Here is a 16957-nt window from a genome sequence, read left to right as displayed (position 1 = left end):
TTGCCCCACATGACTCGGCCAGCCTTCAAGCGAATCCTGCTGAAACTATCGGGCGAGGTATTGATGGGGCCGGGCCAATTCGGCATCGATCCCGAAACGGTGGACCGCGTCGCGGGCGAGATCGTGGCCGCCAAGGAAGCCGGCTTTGAACTGTGCGTCGTCGTCGGCGGTGGCAATATCTTCCGGGGCCTCGCCGGCGCGGCCAAGGGGTTCGACCGCACCAGCGCCGATTATATGGGCATGCTGGCGACCGTCATGAACGCGCTCGCGGTCCAGAACGCGCTCGAAAAAATCGGCTGCGACACCCGCGTCCAGTCGGCGATCCCCATGGCGTCGGTGTGCGAACCCTATATCCGGCGCAAGGCCGTGCGGCATATGGAAAAGGGCCGGATCGTCATCTTCGCGGCCGGCACCGGCAATCCCTTTTTCACGACCGACACCACCGCCGCCCTGCGCGCCGCCGAAATGAACTGCGATGCGCTGTTCAAGGGCACCAGCGTCGACGGCGTCTATGATGCCGATCCCAAACAGGTGCCCGATGCGGTCCGTTATGACGAGATCAGCTTCGACCGCGTATTGACCGATAACCTTAAAGTCATGGATGCGAGCGCGATTGCGCTGTGCCGTGAAAATCATATTCCTATCGTCGTGTTCAACATCCGCGAAACCGGTAATCTGGCGACAGTGCTGGCCGGGCAGGGCGTTGCGACGATAGTACAGAATCAGGAGAGCTGACCAATGGCCGTTTATGACAAGTCCGACCTGGAACGCCGCATGGCGGGCGCGATCGAGGCGCTGAGGGGCGATCTGAGCGGGCTTCGCACGGGCCGCGCCAACGTCCAGCTGCTCGATCCCGTGATGGTGACGGTCTATGGTTCGCCCATGCCGCTCAATCAGGTCGCAACGGTCGCTGCGCCCGAACCGCGCATGTTGTCGGTGCAGGTATGGGACAAGACCAATGTCGGCCCGGTCGACAAGGCGATCCGCTCGGCAGGGCTTGGCCTCAACCCGATCACGGACGGCCAGACGCTGCGCCTGCCGATCCCGGACCTGACCGAAGACCGCCGCAAGGAACTGGCCAAGCTGGCCGGTAAATATGCCGAAGGCGCGCGCGTCGCCGTCCGCAACGTCCGTCGCGACGGCATGGATAATCTCAAGACCGACGAAAAGAAGGGCGAGATCAGCGAGGATGAGCGCAAGCGCAAGGAGGCGGAAGTCCAGAAACTGACCGACGCCACCATCGCCGATATCGATACCCTCACCCAGTCGAAGGAAAAGGAAATTCTCGGCCAGTAAGGCCGGGACCCTCCGCCATGACCAAAGCGCGCGCCCGACCCGCCTGATGGCCAGCCAGATCCAGCCCGGTCTGCCCAGCGACGCGTCGCAATCCGGCGCGCGTTCCGTAGATGGCGCCCTCGCCGGGTGCGCCGGGCCACGCCACGTCGCCATCATCATGGATGGCAATGGTCGCTGGGCCAAAAAGCGCCTGCTACCCCGCATCGCCGGGCATCGCGCGGGGGTGGAAGCCGTGCGGCGGGTCGCCCGGGCGGCGCAGGAACTGGGTCTCGAATGCCTGACGCTCTACGCTTTTTCGTCCGAAAACTGGAAGCGGCCAGTGAGCGAGGTGGCGGACCTGATGGGGCTGCTGCGCCATTTCCTCCAGTCGGACCTCGACGAACTTCATGCCAATGGGGTGCGGTTGCGCGTGGTCGGCAATCATCGCGCGCTCGAACCCTCGCTGGTCAAGATGATCGACGGCGCGGTCGCGCGCACCGCCGACAATAGCGGGCCGATCATCGCCATTGCGCTCAACTATGGCGCGCAGGACGAGATCGTGCGCATGGCGCAAAATCTGGCCCGGCGCGTCGCGGCCGGTGAGATGGCGGCGGACGATATCGGGATCGAACATGTCGACGCCGCGCTCGACACCGCCGACCTCCCGCCGCTGGACCTGCTCATCCGCACCTCGGGCGAATTGCGGCTGAGCAATTTCATGCTGTGGCAGGCCGCCTATGCGGAGCTGTATTTCACCGACCGGCTGTGGCCCGATTTCGGACGCGAGGCGCTGGTCGAGGCGATCGACGCCTTCAGGCTCCGGGATCGCCGCTTCGGCGGCCTTTGACGGCGATGGCAAGCGAACTCCGCACCCGCAGCATCGTCGGCGTAGCGCTGATCGCCGTGGCGACCGGCGCCCTGCTCGCGGGCGGATTTCTGTTCTGGCTGCTGCTCGTGATCGCGGGCGTATTGATGCAGGGGGAGTGGGGCGACCTGACCGGCGCGAGCGTGGAGGGTCGCAAGTCGGGGATGTTCGCCGTATCGGTGCCGCTGGCCATCCTCTGCCCGGTCGCGGCGGGTGTGTCCTGGCTCGCCTTCGGGCTGATGATGGCGGCGTTCTTTTTCATATTGCTGACGGCGCGGTCGCTCAAGCTGGCTCTCGGCATCCTCTACATCTGCATACCGGTCATGGCGCTGCTGTTCCTGCGTGGGCAGGAGCCGGCCCGGTTCGGCCTGCTGCTCGCCTTCTGGGCGCTGGCGCTGGTCTGGGCGACCGATATCGGCGCTTATTTCGCTGGCCGTTCGATCGGCGGTCCCAAGCTCGCGCCGCGCATCAGCCCTTCGAAAACCTGGTCGGGTCTGGCCGGCGGCGTGCTGGCGGCGCTGATGACGGGCTTTTTGCTGTACCGCTTTGCAGGCTTGCCGATCCAGCTCGCGGCGGCAAGCGGCCTGCTGGCGGTCGCAGCGCAACTGGGTGACTTGCTGGAAAGCATGATGAAGCGGCGCGCGGGCGTCAAGGATAGCGGCAAGCTGCTGCCCGGTCATGGCGGCGTGATGGACCGGCTCGACGGCGTCATCGCCGCCGCGCCGCTCGCCGCGCTGCTCTATCTGTTGCTGGTGGCGGCGTGAAGCGGCGCATCTCCATATTCGGCGCGACCGGATCGGTCGGGTCGTCGACGCTGGACCTTATCCGCCGTGACCCGCAAGCCTATGAGGTCATAGCGCTGACGGCGCATAGCGATGTGCAGGGCCTTGCCAGCGCGGCACGGGAAAGCAGCGCGCGCATCGCCGTTATCGGCGACCCGGCGCGCTATGACGCGTTGCGTGAGGCGCTGGCGGGGTCCGGGATCGAGGCGGCGGCGGGCGAGGACGCGCTGGTCGAGGCGGCGGGCCTGGACGTGGACTGGACGATGGCGGCGATAGTCGGTTGCGCCGGCCTGCGGCCCACTATCGCAGCGCTCGCGACGGGCGGCACCGTGGCGCTTGCCAACAAGGAATCGCTGGTGTCGGCAGGGGCATTGATGATGGACGCCGCCACGGCGTCGGGTGCGATCCTGCTGCCGGTGGATAGCGAGCATAATGCAATATTCCAGTGCCTTGCCGGTGGCCGGATCGAGGACGTCGCGCGGATCACGCTGACCGCGAGCGGCGGGCCGTTTCGCACTCGCTCACGCGAGGACATGCGCGACATCACGCCCGCGCAGGCGGTCGCCCATCCGAACTGGTCTATGGGTGCGAAGATCAGCGTCGACAGCGCGACGATGATGAACAAAGGACTGGAACTGATCGAGGCGGCGCATCTGTTCCCCGTCGGCCTCGACCGGATCGAGATCCTCGTTCATCCGCAGTCGGTGATCCATTCGATGGTCGAATATCGCGATCGATCGACGTTGGCCCAGCTCGGGTCGCCCGACATGCGCATCCCGATCGCTCATGCGCTGGCCTGGCCGCGGCGGATCGCAACGCCATGCCAGCCACTCGATCTGGCGCGTATCGGCCGCCTGGATTTCGAAGCGCCCGACGATGTACGCTTTCCGGCGCTGCGTCTTGCGCGGAGCGCGGCGGAGGCGGGCGGCGCGACGCCCGCCATCCTCAACGCGGCGAACGAAGTCGCCGTGGCCGCTTTCCTTGAAGGCCGCATCGGCTTCCTTGATATCGCCATGATTGTAGAGGATGTGTTGAACCGCTATAGCGCGCCTGAGCCGCAACGCCTGGATGAGATTTTCGCCGCGGATGCGGAAGCGCGCGCGATGGCGGGCCAGATAATGGAAAGATTGACCGTTTGATCCACAGCCCCGGCTTTATGTTGACCATCCTCGCCTTCGTGGCGGTCATCGGGCCGCTCGTTTTTGTGCATGAACTGGGTCACTATCTGGTCGGGCGCTGGTGCGGCGTGAAGGCGGAGGCCTTTTCGATCGGCTTCGGTCCTGAAATCGCCGCCTGGGTGGATCGAAGAGGCACGCGCTGGCGGCTGGCCGCCTTTCCGCTGGGCGGCTATGTCCGCTTCAAGGGCGACATGAACGCAGCCAGCATGGCCGATCCCGCCTGGCTGCTGATGCCGGCCGAAGAGCGCGCGCAGAGCTTCCCGGCCAAACCATTGTGGCAGCGCGCGGTGATCGTCGCCGCCGGCCCGGCGATCAATTTCCTGTTCGCGATCGCGATCCTCGCCGCGTTCGCCTTTGCCCATGGCGAAAGCCGCACGCCAGCGGTCGCTGGACAGGTTCAGCCTGGCAGCGCAGCGGCGGCGGCTGGCATCCGTGCCGGCGACCGCATCCGGTCGCTGAACGGGCGTGAGATGACGACGTTCGACGATATCCGCCTCTATGCCCAGATTCGGCCGGGCGAGCCCGTCGCCATGGTGATCGAGCGCGACGGCCGTCAATTCGCCATGCAGGGCCGCATCGGCAGCGTCGAGGAAGGCGATGGGTTCGGCAACAAGTTTCGCATCGGCCGCCTCGGCCTTGCCCCCGGCAAGCCGGTGATCGAGCCGGTCAGCCTGTGGCGCGCGCCGGTCGTCGCCATCCAGCGCACTGGCGAGATCGTGCGCACGATGGTCGAGACGATGGGTCAGATTCTGGGGGGCGGACGATCGGTGAAGGAATTGGGCGGGCCGCTGAAAATAGCGGAAGTATCGGGCCAGGCGGCAACGCTGGGTCTGGAAAGCTTCGTCTTCTTCATGGCCCTCATTTCGATTAATTTGGGGTTCATCAACCTGTTGCCAATTCCCATGCTGGATGGCGGGCATCTGTTATTCTACGGGGTGGAGGCAATTCAGCGAAGGCCGGTGAGCGAGCGGGTGCAGGAATGGGCCTATAAATCGGGGCTCGCCGCGTTGCTCGCGATGATGATCCTCGTGACATTCAACGATTTGTCGTCTTTCGGGCTATGGACTCGCCTGTCCGGCTTGATTGGCTGAGCCGCATCGGGCAGGGAGGCGCGATTTAGCGGCGTCTTTCAGCGCATGAGTTTTTTGTAAGGGTATAGCGGGTGACAGCGATGAAGAGCAGCAAGAGGCAGCGCCCGGTCGTGGCAGCCCTGTTGGCGACCACAATGTTCGCCGGGCTGTCGGCCACGCCAGCGTTCGCCCAGACTGCGCCGGCACTGGCTGCGCCAGCCCCGAGCGTCGCGCCCGCCGGCACGGTCCGCAGCATCGCGGTGACGGGCCAGCAGCGGCTCGAGCCCGACACGGTCCTGTCCTATACCAAGCTGCGCGTTGGCCAGACCTTCACGCAGGAGTCGCTCGATCAGGCGCTGCGCGACCTATATGAGACCGAATTGTTCGCCGACGTCCAGATCCGCAACGATGGCGGTGCGCTGACGATCGAGATCAAGGAAAATCCGGTCATCAACCGCATCGTCCTTGAAGGCAACAAGCGGCTCAAGGAGGATAAGATCAAGCCCGAGATCAAGCTCGCGCCGCGTCAGATTTATACAAGGTCCAAGGTCCGCGCCGACGTCGCGCGCATCATCGAGCTGTATCGCCGCCAGGGTCGCTTCGCCGCGACCGTCGAGCCCAAGATGGTGCGGCTGGAGCAGAACCGCGTCGATATCGTGTTCGAAATCAGCGAGGGGCCCAAATCCAAGGTCCGCCAGATCAATATCATCGGCAACGACAAGTTCGGCGATGGCGAACTGCGCAGTCAGATGGTGACGAAACAGGCGCGCTTCTTTCGCCTCTTTTCCTCGGGCACCAGCTATGATCCCGATCGCCTGGCCTATGACCAGCAGAAGCTGCGTCAATTCTACCTGACGGAAGGCTATGCCGATTTCCGGGTCATTTCCGCCGTGGCCGAACTGACGCCCGACAAGCAGGATTTCATCATCACCTATGTGGTGGAAGAAGGGCAGCGCTACAAATTTGGCGACGTGAAGGTCGAAAGCGACATTCGCGACCTGTCGGGTGATTCGCTGACGCAGCGGCTGCCAATGAAGAAGGGGCAGTGGTATAATGCCAAGCAGGTCGAGGATACGGTCGATACGCTGAGCGAGACCGCCGGCCTGTTCGGCTATGCCTTTGCCGACGTGTCGCCCGATTTCAACCGTGACAAAGACACGCTGACGATGGGGATCAATTTCAAGATCGCCAATGCGCCGCGCGTCTATGTCGAGCGGGTCGACATCAACGGCAATACGCTGACGCAGGACAAGGTCGTCCGCCGCGAGTTTCGCCTCGCCGAAGGCGACGCCTTCAACAGCTTCCTCGTCAAGCGATCGAAGGACCGGATCAATTCGCTCGGTTTCTTCCAGGAAAAGCTGGATATCGAACAGAAGCCCGGCTCTGCCCCCGACCGCATCGTGCTGGAAACCAACGTCCAGGAAAAATCGACCGGCGAATTGTCGCTTTCGGCTGGTTTTTCCAGCCTGGAAAAATTCCTCGTTTCGGCGTCGATCACCCAGCGCAATTTCCGCGGCAAGGGGCAGGAATTGCGCACCAGTGTCAATTATTCGAGCTATTCCAAATCAGTCGAGCTAGGCTTCACTGAGCCTTATTTCATGGACAAGAATATCGCGCTGGGTGGCGATATCTATCGGCGCGATCTGAACAGCTTTAATTATATCAACAGTAATGACCGCAACCGCACCTATCAGCAGACGACGACCGGTTTTCAGCTGCGCGCGGGCGTTCCCATCACCGAATATATGTCGCTGGCGCTGCGCTACAGCCTCAATCTCGACAATGTGACGCTGGATAAAGAGACCTATTATACCGATAATAATAATGACGGTATTTTGGGCAACGGCCCCAACGATACGTGCGACCCGATCCGCTCGGGCCGCTATCTTTGTGAAGCGATCGGCAAGCGTACGACCTCGTCGCTTGGCTACTCGCTGATCTACGATACCCGCGACAACCGCATACGGCCGACGCGCGGGAATAATGTGGTGTTGAGCCAGGATTTCGCTGGGTTGGGGGGCGACGTGAAATATGTCCGCACCCGTCTTAATGCAGCGAAATACTGGCCGCTGGGCGGTGGATTCATCTTCTCTCTTTCGGGCGAGGGCGGCTATATTCATGGTCTTGAAAAGACGCGGAGAGATCCGACCACGGGTCAGGAAATCGACAAGATCCGCCTCACGGATCGTTTCTTCCTGGGCGAGCCGCAGATGCGCGGTTTCAACATTCGAGGCATCGGGCCACGCGTTATTCGCCGCTATTATACGACTTCGGGAGATGGCGGAAAAACGGTGCCTTTCGTCGGCACGGAAACCACGGGCAACAATAATGAGTCGGACGACGCGCTTGGCGGCAAGATCTATTATATGGCGCGAGGAGAGGTCGAAATTCCTTTGGGTTCGGGTGCGCGCGAAATGGGCTTGCGTCCGTCCGTGTTCGTCGACGCGGGTGCGGTGTCAGGTCTCAAAAATCCAGGACTCGTCAACGGCGATGGCAGCTTTGGCGGCTTCTGCTCGAACTCCAACAACAGTTCTGCGCCGGTCGTGAAAGCGGCGGGATCAGCCGCCAGCCCCGTATGCCCAACCGGCTACGACACGGTTCAGGGTGGTTTCCAGGAACGATATCTGGGCGATTCGCTCAAGCCGCGCCTGTCGGTGGGTTTTGGCGTCAATTGGAACTCGCCCTTCGGGCCCTTCCGGATCGACATCGCCAAGGCGCTGCTAAAAGAACCAGGGGACGATACCAAACTCATTACCTTCAACGTAGGGACTCAATTCTGATGAAGACCATGATCAAGGCACTGGCGCTCGGACTCGCGCCCATGACCGCCATCGCGCTGACCAGCGTACCGGCGCTCGCTCAGTCGAAGCTGGGCATTGCTGTCGTCGACGTGCAGCGCGCCGTCGGCACCAGCGCCGCCTATTCGACCGCGCGCACCCAGATTCAGACGACCTACAAGGCGCAGATCGACAATTTCACCACGCGCAAGAACGCGATCGACGCCGATCTGCGCGCCAAGGGCACAGCGCTCGACACGGCGATGAAGGCGGCGGGCGGCAAGCCCACCCCGGCATTGCAGGCGCAATATGAAGCGGCCCAGAAAGCACAGCAGAACGGCCAGGCCGAATTGCAGCGCATCGGCCAGCCGATCCAGCTCGCCAACGCCTATGTCGAAGAGCAGATCGGCGCCAAGCTGTCGGACGCGCTGAAGGCGGCGATGACCAAGGCGAAGGTCGACCTCATCCTCGCGCCCGACGCCACCGTCTCCTATCAGCCGACCGTCGACCTGACCGACGAGGTGATCACGGAACTCAACGCGCTCGTGCCCAGCGTCGGCATCACGCCGCCTGCCGGCTGGCAGCCCGGCCGTCAGGGTCAGCAGCCGGCCGCAGCCGCGCCTGCCAACCCGTCGCAGCAGCCGGCTTCGCGCTGACAGGCTCTATGACGCAAACGCCTGAAAATACTGGCGAACAGGCCGCCGCCATTGGTCCTATCGACATAAGAGGGATCATGGCGGCGTTGCCGCATCGCTATCCGATGCTGCTGGTCGACCGCGTGTTGTCGCTGACACCGCACGCGTCGATCCACGCGGTCAAGGCGGTCTCGATCAACGAAGGGTTCTTTCAGGGCCATTTCCCCGGGCGGCCGATCATGCCCGGCGTTCTGATCGTCGAGGCGATGGCGCAGGCGGCGGGCGTGCTGACGGTCGAAACGCTCGGGCTGCGCGGATCGGGCAAGCTGGTTTACTTCATGTCGATCGACGGCGCGAAATTCCGCGCACCGGTCGAGCCGGGCTGCCTGCTCGACCTGCATGTGGAGCTGAACCAGATTCGCGGGCGGGTGTGCAAATTCACCGGCAAGGCATCGGTCGAGGGCAAATTATGCGCCGAAGCCAATTTCGTCGCGATGATCGCCGATCCACCGGAGGGTTGAGCGCGTTTCATAATAGGCGGTTCGCGCGGAGCGTGTCGAAGGGTGAGGGCGGGCGAAGTGGAAGCCGACTGGCTTGCCCGGCGAAGGGCTTGTGACTTCCTCATCCCGAATGGGTTGAGGATCAGGCTCCTATCGCCCTCTTGCCATCCCACCCAATCCCATGTAACCGCGCGCCTTCGCATATTTGAGCATCCCTGGCCGGTCGGAACCGGCCTTTAGACGGAGCAGACGCATGAAGGCCGAAATTCACCCCGACTATCATTTCATCACTGTCCAGATGACGGACGGCACCACGTTCCAGACGCGTTCCACCTGGGGCAAGGAAGGCGACACGATGGCGCTCGATATCGATCCCAAGTCGCATCCGGCATGGATCGGCGGCCAGCGTCAGTTGGATCAGGGTGGCCAGGTTGCGCGCTTCAACAAGCGCTTTGGCGGCCTGACGCTGAAGAAGTAAGTCTTCTTCGCGCGATATTTGGAAAAGGGCGCCTGCGGGCGCCCTTTTTATGCGGGAACGGCCTTCGCGCGATCTTCGTCCAGGAACGCCGCCACATCCGCCAGCGCGACATCCTTCGACAGGAATGTCTTGCCGATCCCGCGGGCCAGCAGGAAGGGCAGGGTGCCGCCCGCCATCTTTTTGTCGTGCAGCATATGCGCCACCAGGCCAGCACCGTCCGCTTCCACCCGCGCGCTCGCCAGATCGTGCGGCAGGCCAACAGCTTTGACGTGCGCGGTCACGCGTGCGGCGTCGTCCGCCGGACAAAGGCCAAGACGCGCCGAATAGCGGAAGGCGAGCGCCATCCCCGCCGCCACGCCCTCGCCGTGCAGCAGCCGGTCGGAGAAACCGGTATCCGCCTCAAGCGCGTGGCCGAATGTGTGGCCCAGATTGAGCAACGCCCGGCGGCCTGTTGTTTCGCGCTCGTCGTCGGCGACGATCGCCGCCTTGGCCGCGACGCTGCGGGCGATCGCGTATTCGCGCGCTTCGGATTCGCCGGCGAGCAGGCGATGGCCCTCGCGCTCGCACCAGCCGAAGAAGGCGGCATCGTCGATCAGCCCATATTTGACGACTTCGGCATAGCCGGCCCGGACTTCGCGCGGCGGCAGCGAATCGAGTGTCGACGGATCGATGAGGACGAGCGAAGGCTGGTGGAAGCTGCCGACCAGATTCTTACCCGCACCGGTGTTGATCGCGGTCTTGCCCCCGACCGAACTGTCGACCTGCGCCAGAAGCGTCGTCGGAAGCTGAATGAAATGGCAGCCGCGCTTGAGGATCGAGGCGGCGAAGCCGACCAGATCGCCGATCACGCCGCCGCCAAGCGCCACGATATGATCGCCCCGTTCGATCTCGAGCGCGAGCAGGGCGTCGAGCAGGCATTCCAGCGGCCGCCAGCTTTTGGTTTGTTCGCCGGGCGGCAGGATGATCGCTTCTATCGCGACATCGGCAGCGCGCAGGCTGGCTTCCAGCCGGGGGAGCTGAGCGGCCGCGACATTGCTATCGGTGACGACGACAAGCCTGCCGTTGCGGGCATGGCGCACGAGATGATCGCCGGCCCGGTCGAGTGCGCCCTCCTCGATCACGATGTCGTAGCTGCGCTGTTCCAGCGCGACCCGGATTATGGTCATGTCTTGAGTTGCTCCACGATGCGGTCGACCGTCACCTCGTGGGGACCAGCGGCGCTTTTTACATGAATAGGTGCCAGCGCGTAGACGGGATTGCGCTGGGCGGCCAGCCCGGTCAGCACGGTGCGCGGGTCCTTGCCCTTGAGCAGCGGGCGTCCCTCGCGTCGCGACACCCGGTCCACCAATATGTCGATGTCGGCGTCCAGCCAAATGGCGGTGGCATGATCGAGGATCAGCGCGCGCGTGTCATCCTGCATGAACGCGCCGCCGCCGGTGGCGATGATCTTGGGCGCGCCGTCCATCAGGCGAGCGATCACCCGCCGCTCGCCATCGCGGAAATGGGCTTCGCCATAGCGGGCGAACATTTCGCTGATCGTCATGCCAGCGGCCTGTTCGATCTCTTCGTCCGCATCGACGAAAGCGAGGCCCAGTCGCGCGGCGAGGCGGCGGCCGACCGTGGATTTTCCGACGCCCATCATGCCCACCAGGACGATGGGCCCGCGCTTGGATGTACCAGCGGTGGATTTGCTGTTTCGCTGCATGGCGACCGGGGCTATACAGCCAGCCGTCACAGAGGCAAATCGCAACTTTTCCGCCATCTGCCAGACCATAGAAGGTCCTATGAAGAATAGTCGTTCCTATAGTAGTTTCGAAGGCAGTTCGCGCCGTCGCTCGCGCCTGCCGATCATCCCGATCATTCTCCTGCTCGCTCTGGTCGGGGCGCTTGCCTATGCCTGGTCGCGGGGTGGCGAGAAGCCGCAGCAGCGGGTGGAAAAGGTCATTCCCGCCGAAAAGCTGGGCAAATAACGCCGATGCGATGGCAGCGGGGGAACGCGAAATGGGCGGTGGGGACGCTTGCCCTGGCGCTTGCCTTGCCTGTGATCGCGCAGGAGACGCCCGAATCGCTGTTGCCGCCGGGATTTGGCGACACGGCCGAACCGTCGGCGCCGTCCGCCGCGCCGCGTTCGTCGCCCCCGGCCTTGCCCGGTGGCGTGACTGCCGCGCCCTCGTTAGAGCCGATGCCGCCCGCCGAAGCCGCCAATGTCGCCGAAGCGGCAATGACGCCCGAGGAAATCGCGGCGGAAAAGGCGAAATATGACCTTCCCGATACGGCCCGCCGGTCGCTGGATCGCATCGGACCCCTGACGCCGGATTCGCTCGGCTTCGAGGCCAACGCCTTTGGCGGTCAGTCCGGCAAGTTTCTCGCGACGCTGATGCGCGAGACGCATGCGCCGATCGTATCGCGATGGGCATCGATCCTGCTCCGCCGCGTGCTACTGAGCGCAATCGATACGCCCCGCGACATAGACGGCGCGGACTTCGCCGCGGAACGGGCCTGGCTGCTGCTGCGGATGGGCGAAGCCGATAACGCGCGGCTGATGATCCAGGGCGTCGATCCGGACCGCTACAGTCCGCGCCTCTACGCCATCGCCATGCAAACTTATCTGGCGACGGCGGACCCGGCAGGGCTTTGCCCGTTGTCGGAGGGCGCGCTGCGGTTCAGCAAGGAGCCGGGCTGGGGCATGACCCGCGCCATCTGTCCGGCGCTTTCGGGTGATCAGGGGTCGGCGAGCGGCGCGCTCAACCAGGCGCAACGGCATGGCACGGTGCGCGGCGTGGATTATCGCCTTGCCGAAAAAGTGGTGGGCGCGGGGTTCAACGCGCGCCGGTCAGTCAAGATCGAATGGGGCGGCGTCGACCGGCTGACGGCCTGGCGCTTTGGCCTTGCGACCGCGCTGAATGTGGAAATTCCCGATGCGCTGTACGGGACGGTCGGCCCGCATGTCCGCGCATGGGAGGCCCGCGCGCCCGCGCTGTCCGCCGTCCGTCGATTGCCGGGAACGCAGGTCGCCGCCCGGCTCGGCGTATTTTCCAGCGAGGCGCTGGTCAGCTTCTACGGCCAGCTTCGGACCGATGGCGATGTGCCCGCCGACATGGCCGATCGGGTCGACGCGCTGCGCACGGCCTATGCTGGCCAGACCGTGGGGGACCGGATTCAGGCCATGCGGACCCTGTGGCAGGATGAAGCAAAGCCAGATTATGTGGGCCTGATCGCAACCGCGCGGGCTGCGGCCGCGCTGCCGGTGGCAGAGGCGGGCGCACGCGATGCCGCCAATCTGGTCGCGGCGATGCTGAGCGCGGGCTATGATCGCAACGCGGCGCGCTGGGCGCGCGCGCTTGGTCAACTCGATGGCGACGGTGCGTCGGATTTCTGGGCGCTGCTGGCCGTGGGCGCGCCCGTTCCCGCCGTGGACCTGGGTAGCAGTCGCGTTGCGGCCTATGTCGATGAGGCGGGGCCGGCGAAAGGCCGTATGCTGTTGGCGGCGCTGGCGGGGCTGTCGCGGCTTTCGCCGGGCGATGCGTCGTCACTGGCACAGGACAAGGGCTTGGTTCTCGCCGCCAATAGCCGCTGGGCGCGCGCGATCGGCGCAGCCGCGCAGCGTGGCGAGCAGGGCACGGTGGCGTTGCTTGCTGCCGTGGGAATGCAGACGGCCAGCTGGGACCGTTTGCCGCCCGCGCATCTTTACCACGTCGTCGCGGCGCTCCACCGCGTCGGCCTCGATCCCGAAGCGCGCATGATCGCTGCGGAGGCGATCATGCGGCTCTAGTCATGAATATGGACGCCTCCCTCATCGATCGTTTCCTGGAGATGATGGCGGCCGAACGCGGCGCTTCGCGCAACACGCTGCTGGCCTATCGCGCGGATCTTCAGGGCGCGGCGACGATCGTCGGTGGATTGTCGGACGCGACGCAGGGGGCGCTCGGCGCTTTGTCTGCCGCCTGGGCCACGCTCGCCGCATCGTCGGTCGCGCGCAAGGCCTCGGCGCTGCGCGCCTTTTATGCCTTTCTTCAGGAGGAAGGGATGCGCGACGATAATCCCGCATCCGTCCTGCCCCGCCCGGTAACGCGTCGTCCGCTGCCCAAGGTTCTCTCGACGCAGGAGGTCGACCGGCTGTTCGCGCTGATCGAGGAACGGGTGGCGGTCGCCCACCCCGCGCCCGCCGATCTCCGTCTCGCCGCGCTGATCGAACTTCTCTATGGATCGGGCCTGCGGGCGACCGAATTAATGTCGCTGCCGCGTCGGGCGCTGGCCGCCGACCGGCCTTTCCTTATCCTGCGCGGCAAGGGCGGTCGCGAGCGGCTGGTGCCGATTTCGGACCGGGCCCGCGCCGCCGTTTCGGCCTGGCTGAGTCATGTGGCGGCGGACAGCCCCTGGCTTTTTCCGTCCGGCAAAACCTATCTCAGCCGCATTCGCCTGTATCAGCTGGTGAAGGCGCTGGCTGCCGCCGCCGGCATCGCGCCCGAACGGGTCAGCCCGCATGTGTTGCGCCATGCTTTCGCCACGCACCTGCTTGAAGGGGGCGCGGACTTGCGCGCGCTGCAATCCATGCTCGGCCATGCGGATATCGGCACGACCCAGATCTACACCCATGTCGACAGTCGTCGCCTCGTCGAACTGGTCAACAGCCGGCATCCGCTGGCGTCCATGGCCCTCCATAAGCCGAATCGACGCGTTGACGACGCGGCGTCCGCGTCCTAACGCGTGGCGCATGGCAAGCTTTCTGGAATTTGAAAAGCCGATCGCCGAGTTGGAAGCGCGCATCATCGAACTGCGCGCGACGGCTGGCGTGGGCGATATCGACATTGACGGTGAAATCGACAAGCTGGAACAGCGCGCGACGCGAATGCTCAGCGAAACCTATGCGAAGCTGACGCCCTGGCAAAAGACGCAGGTGGCCCGGCACCCCGAGCGCCCGCATTTCAAGGACTATGTCGCGGGCATGTTCGATAATTTCATGCCGCTCGCGGGAGACCGCGCCTTTTCCGACGATCAGGCGATCCTTGGCGGGTTCGCCACGTTGGGCGAACGACGCGTCGTCGTTATCGGTCATGAGAAGGGCGACGATACCGCCAGCCGCGTTCGCCATAATTTCGGCATGGCCAAGCCCGAAGGCTATCGCAAGGCGATCCGCCTGATGCAGCTGGCCGATCGTTTCGGACTGCCGGTCGTGACGCTGGTCGACACGTCGGGGGCATTCCCCGGTGTCCAGGCTGAAGAGCGCGGCCAGGCCGAGGCGATCGCGCGCTCGACCGAGCAATGTCTGGCGCTTGGCGTGCCGATGGTCGCGGCAGTCGTCGGCGAAGGCGGCTCGGGCGGCGCGGTGGCGCTTGCTGCCGCCAATCGCGTGCTCATGTTCGAACATGCGGTCTATTCGGTGATCTCGCCGGAAGGCTGCGCCTCCATTCTCTGGCGGACCGCCGATAAGGCGAGCGACGCCGCGACCGCGATGCAGGTTACAGCGCAGCATCTCAAGGCGCTCGGCGTGATCGACCGGATCGTGTCCGAACCGGTCGGCGGCGCGCATCGCGAGCCGGTGCAGGCGATCGCCAGCCTGGGCGCGGCCATCGGTGAAGAGCTGGACGATATGACGGGATTGAGCGCCGATGCGCTGCGGACCGACCGGGCCGACAAGTTTCTCGCTATCGGTGCCTGAATGGGCGAGTAATGACTGATCGAGGCAGCCCAAAAGAAAAGGGCAGCGGAATTGCTTCCGCCGCCCTTTCGCCAGTCAATATTTCGAACCTTACTTCAGGTTACCCGAAACATTGTTGAAGGTGCTGCCGAGCTTGGTGCCCAGGCTGGTCATCGCGCCAATGGCGGCGACGGCAATCAGTGCGGCGATCAAGCCATATTCGATGGCGGTCGCGCCCTTGTCGTTCTTCAGCATCTTACGGATGAACTGCATGTTGTGTCTCCTTGAAGGTCAGTGACGTTTAACTACCCGGCCGCCCCACATCGAAACTTGGAAGTCAGCAACGACACGTTTAGGTTGACTGGGTTGAAAAAGGTTTAATGCACGATCGCTTGTGTCAAATATTGATGGTTAATTTTCGAGAACCCTGTTTGAGACGTTGCCCCACATGCCCGTTGTCTTGTTTGCGACGGTGCTAAGGGCGGTGATCATGGCGAGCACGACCATCGCGAGGATCAGCGCATATTCGACAGCAGTCGCGCCGCGTTCGCAGCGCGCCAATCCCCGGCGGGCGATGATGTCGATAAGCGCTCGCATGCGATTTCCAGTGATTAAGACAGCCTCCGTTGCCTTGTAAAACCGTCACGGTTAACAAACCGCTTTTATCGGATGATTATGGACCCTTCTTCGCCATTGCTCGTCGTCGCGGTTGCGCTGGTGGATGCCGATGGGCGGGTGCTGCTGCAAAAGCGGCCGCTGGGTAAGTCCTTGCCCGGCCTATGGGAGTTTCCGGGCGGCAAAGTGGAGGCGGGGGAGACGCCCGAAGCCGCGCTCGTCCGCGAACTGGCGGAAGAACTCGGGATCGAGACGCATGCAAGCTGTCTTGCCCCTGCCGCCTTCGCCAGCGAACCGCTGGCAGGCAGGCATTTGCTGTTGCTGCTCTATATCTGTCGCAAATGGCAGGGCATCGCCGAGGCCCGGCATGCGACCGCGCTGCAATGGGTGCGTCCGGCGCAGATGTATGCGCTGGAAATGCCGCCGGCGGATTTGCCGCTGATCGGATTGCTCGATGCGCTGATCTGAGGAAAAGGGCGGGGACGCGGTTTCAGGAGCGGCCCCGCCCCGATCTCACTCTTCCGCCGCCTTGCTCTGAAGCTGGATATAATTTTGGATGCCCATGCGGCTGATCATTTCGAACTGGGTCTCCAGCGTATCGATATGCTCTTCCTCGCTCGCCAGAATCTCGCGGAACAGGTCGCGGGTCACGAAGTCGCGCACCGATTCGCAATGGACGATGCCGTCCTTGAGCGCGGGAAGCGCCTCATATTCCAGTTCGAGATCGGACTTGAGCACTTCCTCGACCGTTTCGCCGATCTTGAGCCGGCCCAGAAGCTGGAAATTGGGCAGGCCGTCGAGAAACAGAATGCGTTCCGCCACTTTGTCGGCGTGCTTCATCTCGTCGATCGATTCGGAATATTCGAATTTGGCGAGCTTTTCGACGCCCCAATGGTCGAGCATACGATAATGCAGGAAATATTGGTTGATCGCGGTCAGCTCGTTCTTGAGCACCTCGTTCAAATATTCGATGACCTTGAGGTCGCCCTTCATGATCTTGTGCTCCGGCTAAATCGATATGCCGGCGATCATAGAGATGAGCAGCGCAATTGTTAAGCCGAAAACCCAAGGAAACTAGCCATTTTTCGACGCGCTATTGCGTCCGGATTGCGGCTTTATCGCAGGCTGTTCCTGCGGCTGATTG

Annotated in this window: 20 protein-coding genes; 15 read left to right on the top strand and 5 right to left on the bottom strand. The window is 63.7% G+C overall.

Annotated features, from left to right (window positions below):
• The first annotated feature begins 9 nt into the window (after positions 1–9).
• The 10 genes from pyrH to rpmE all read left to right on the top strand — a co-directional run bounded on the left by pyrH (position 10) and on the right by rpmE (position 9560).
• Complete coding sequence (gene pyrH, locus WG907_RS07405) at positions 10–735, top strand: UMP kinase (RefSeq protein ID WP_340232110.1); 726 nt, start codon at positions 10–12, stop codon at positions 733–735.
• Positions 736–738: 3 nt separating this feature from the next.
• Positions 739–1296 (top strand): ribosome recycling factor, encoded by a 558-nt coding sequence (frr, locus tag WG907_RS07400; RefSeq protein ID WP_340232109.1) that lies wholly within the window; start codon positions 739–741, stop codon positions 1294–1296.
• A 46-nt stretch (positions 1297–1342) separates the two neighbouring features.
• Positions 1343–2122 carry an isoprenyl transferase gene (locus WG907_RS07395; protein WP_340232108.1) on the top strand — a complete coding sequence of 260 codons (780 nt, stop codon included), beginning with the start codon at positions 1343–1345 and terminating at the stop codon, positions 2120–2122.
• 5 nt (positions 2123–2127) lie between these two features.
• The gene (locus tag WG907_RS07390) at positions 2128–2904 is read left to right on the top strand and encodes a phosphatidate cytidylyltransferase (protein WP_340232107.1); all 777 of its coding nucleotides are present in this window, start codon (positions 2128–2130) and stop codon (positions 2902–2904) included.
• The gene (locus WG907_RS07385) at positions 2901–4061 is read left to right on the top strand and encodes a 1-deoxy-D-xylulose-5-phosphate reductoisomerase (protein ID WP_340232106.1); all 1161 of its coding nucleotides are present in this window, start codon (positions 2901–2903) and stop codon (positions 4059–4061) included. The genes WG907_RS07390 and WG907_RS07385 overlap by 4 nt, the downstream gene beginning before the upstream one ends.
• On the top strand, positions 4058–5191 hold the full coding sequence (gene rseP, locus WG907_RS07380) for an RIP metalloprotease RseP (RefSeq protein WP_340232105.1): 1134 nt from the start codon (positions 4058–4060) through the stop codon (positions 5189–5191). Before WG907_RS07385 ends, rseP begins: the two co-directional genes overlap by 4 nt.
• Before the next feature lie 80 nt (positions 5192–5271).
• Positions 5272–7950, top strand: coding sequence for an outer membrane protein assembly factor BamA (gene bamA / locus WG907_RS07375; protein WP_340232104.1), 2679 nt, complete (start codon positions 5272–5274; stop codon positions 7948–7950).
• Complete coding sequence (locus tag WG907_RS07370; RefSeq protein WP_340232103.1) at positions 7950–8603, top strand: OmpH/Skp family outer membrane protein; 654 nt, start codon at positions 7950–7952, stop codon at positions 8601–8603. Before bamA ends, WG907_RS07370 begins: the two co-directional genes overlap by 1 nt.
• An 8-nt stretch (positions 8604–8611) precedes the next feature.
• Complete coding sequence (gene fabZ, locus WG907_RS07365) at positions 8612–9103, top strand: 3-hydroxyacyl-ACP dehydratase FabZ (RefSeq protein WP_340232102.1); 492 nt, start codon at positions 8612–8614, stop codon at positions 9101–9103.
• A gap of 232 nt (positions 9104–9335) precedes the next feature.
• Complete coding sequence (gene rpmE / locus WG907_RS07360) at positions 9336–9560, top strand: 50S ribosomal protein L31 (RefSeq protein WP_340232101.1); 225 nt, start codon at positions 9336–9338, stop codon at positions 9558–9560.
• 47 nt (positions 9561–9607) lie between these two features.
• Here rpmE and aroB read toward each other — a convergent pair whose 3' ends face one another.
• Both aroB and WG907_RS07350 read right to left on the bottom strand, forming a co-directional pair.
• Positions 9608–10726, bottom strand: coding sequence for a 3-dehydroquinate synthase (gene aroB / locus WG907_RS07355; RefSeq protein WP_340232100.1), 1119 nt, complete (start codon positions 10724–10726; stop codon positions 9608–9610).
• On the bottom strand, positions 10723–11265 hold the full coding sequence (locus WG907_RS07350; RefSeq protein ID WP_340232475.1) for a shikimate kinase: 543 nt from the start codon (positions 11263–11265) through the stop codon (positions 10723–10725). Before WG907_RS07350 ends, aroB begins: the two co-directional genes overlap by 4 nt.
• 79 nt (positions 11266–11344) lie before the next feature.
• Here WG907_RS07350 and WG907_RS07345 point away from each other — a divergent pair, with 79 nt between their 5' ends.
• The 4 genes from WG907_RS07345 to WG907_RS07330 are packed head-to-tail and all read left to right on the top strand — an operon-like array spanning position 11345 to position 15219.
• Positions 11345–11530 (top strand): hypothetical protein, encoded by a 186-nt coding sequence (locus tag WG907_RS07345; protein ID WP_340232098.1) that lies wholly within the window; start codon positions 11345–11347, stop codon positions 11528–11530.
• 5 nt (positions 11531–11535) lie between these two features.
• Positions 11536–13332, top strand: a complete 1797-nt coding sequence (locus WG907_RS07340; RefSeq protein WP_340232097.1) for a hypothetical protein — start codon at positions 11536–11538, stop codon at positions 13330–13332.
• A 2-nt stretch (positions 13333–13334) separates the two neighbouring features.
• Entirely contained in the window at positions 13335–14264 is a 930-nt protein-coding gene (locus WG907_RS07335; RefSeq protein ID WP_340232095.1) for a tyrosine recombinase, read from the top strand.
• A 10-nt stretch (positions 14265–14274) separates the two neighbouring features.
• Positions 14275–15219, top strand: coding sequence for an acetyl-CoA carboxylase carboxyltransferase subunit alpha (locus tag WG907_RS07330; protein WP_340232094.1), 945 nt, complete (start codon positions 14275–14277; stop codon positions 15217–15219).
• Positions 15220–15309: 90 nt separating this feature from the next.
• On the opposite strand, the gene WG907_RS07325 is transcribed toward WG907_RS07330, so the two are convergent.
• Entirely contained in the window at positions 15310–15471 is a 162-nt protein-coding gene (locus WG907_RS07325; protein WP_006954731.1) for a Flp family type IVb pilin, read from the bottom strand.
• Positions 15472–15609: 138 nt separating this feature from the next.
• Positions 15610–15795, bottom strand: a complete 186-nt coding sequence (locus WG907_RS07320) for a Flp family type IVb pilin (RefSeq protein WP_340232093.1) — start codon at positions 15793–15795, stop codon at positions 15610–15612.
• Positions 15796–15873: 78 nt separating this feature from the next.
• On the opposite strand from WG907_RS07320, the gene WG907_RS07315 reads away from it, so the two are divergent.
• Positions 15874–16281: a (deoxy)nucleoside triphosphate pyrophosphohydrolase gene (locus tag WG907_RS07315; protein WP_340232092.1), complete on the top strand. Its 408-nt coding sequence runs from the start codon at positions 15874–15876 to the stop codon at positions 16279–16281.
• Positions 16282–16326: 45 nt separating this feature from the next.
• Here WG907_RS07315 and bfr read toward each other — a convergent pair whose 3' ends face one another.
• Positions 16327–16806, bottom strand: a complete 480-nt coding sequence (gene bfr / locus WG907_RS07310; protein ID WP_340232091.1) for a bacterioferritin — start codon at positions 16804–16806, stop codon at positions 16327–16329.
• Positions 16807–16957 lie beyond the last annotated feature (151 nt).

Source organism: Sphingobium fluminis (assembly GCF_037723805.1).
Lineage (GTDB): Bacteria > Pseudomonadota > Alphaproteobacteria > Sphingomonadales > Sphingomonadaceae > Sphingobium.
This window is presented reverse-complemented; position numbering and strand designations above follow the sequence as displayed.

What these genes read in the sequence shown, in the direction of transcription:
- pyrH (WP_340232110.1), top strand. Translation starts at nt 10, where the DNA reads ATGACTCGGCCAGCCTTCAAGCGAATCCTGCTGAAACTATCGGGCGAG.
- frr (WP_340232109.1), top strand. Translation starts at nt 739, where the DNA reads ATGGCCGTTTATGACAAGTCCGACCTGGAACGCCGCATGGCGGGCGCG.
- WG907_RS07395 (WP_340232108.1), top strand. Translation starts at nt 1,343, where the DNA reads ATGGCCAGCCAGATCCAGCCCGGTCTGCCCAGCGACGCGTCGCAATCC.
- WG907_RS07390 (WP_340232107.1), top strand. Translation starts at nt 2,128, where the DNA reads ATGGCAAGCGAACTCCGCACCCGCAGCATCGTCGGCGTAGCGCTGATC.
- bamA (WP_340232104.1), top strand. Translation starts at nt 5,272, where the DNA reads ATGAAGAGCAGCAAGAGGCAGCGCCCGGTCGTGGCAGCCCTGTTGGCG.
- WG907_RS07370 (WP_340232103.1), top strand. Translation starts at nt 7,950, where the DNA reads ATGAAGACCATGATCAAGGCACTGGCGCTCGGACTCGCGCCCATGACC.
- fabZ (WP_340232102.1), top strand. Translation starts at nt 8,612, where the DNA reads ATGACGCAAACGCCTGAAAATACTGGCGAACAGGCCGCCGCCATTGGT.
- rpmE (WP_340232101.1), top strand. Translation starts at nt 9,336, where the DNA reads ATGAAGGCCGAAATTCACCCCGACTATCATTTCATCACTGTCCAGATG.
- aroB (WP_340232100.1), bottom strand. Translation starts at nt 10,726, where the DNA reads ATGACCATAATCCGGGTCGCGCTGGAACAGCGCAGCTACGACATCGTG.
- WG907_RS07350 (WP_340232475.1), bottom strand. Translation starts at nt 11,265, where the DNA reads ATGCAGCGAAACAGCAAATCCACCGCTGGTACATCCAAGCGCGGGCCC.
- WG907_RS07345 (WP_340232098.1), top strand. Translation starts at nt 11,345, where the DNA reads ATGAAGAATAGTCGTTCCTATAGTAGTTTCGAAGGCAGTTCGCGCCGT.
- WG907_RS07340 (WP_340232097.1), top strand. Translation starts at nt 11,536, where the DNA reads ATGCGATGGCAGCGGGGGAACGCGAAATGGGCGGTGGGGACGCTTGCC.
- WG907_RS07335 (WP_340232095.1), top strand. Translation starts at nt 13,335, where the DNA reads ATGAATATGGACGCCTCCCTCATCGATCGTTTCCTGGAGATGATGGCG.
- WG907_RS07330 (WP_340232094.1), top strand. Translation starts at nt 14,275, where the DNA reads ATGGCAAGCTTTCTGGAATTTGAAAAGCCGATCGCCGAGTTGGAAGCG.
- WG907_RS07325 (WP_006954731.1), bottom strand. Translation starts at nt 15,471, where the DNA reads ATGCAGTTCATCCGTAAGATGCTGAAGAACGACAAGGGCGCGACCGCC.
- WG907_RS07320 (WP_340232093.1), bottom strand. Translation starts at nt 15,795, where the DNA reads ATGCGAGCGCTTATCGACATCATCGCCCGCCGGGGATTGGCGCGCTGC.
- WG907_RS07315 (WP_340232092.1), top strand. Translation starts at nt 15,874, where the DNA reads ATGGACCCTTCTTCGCCATTGCTCGTCGTCGCGGTTGCGCTGGTGGAT.
- bfr (WP_340232091.1), bottom strand. Translation starts at nt 16,806, where the DNA reads ATGAAGGGCGACCTCAAGGTCATCGAATATTTGAACGAGGTGCTCAAG.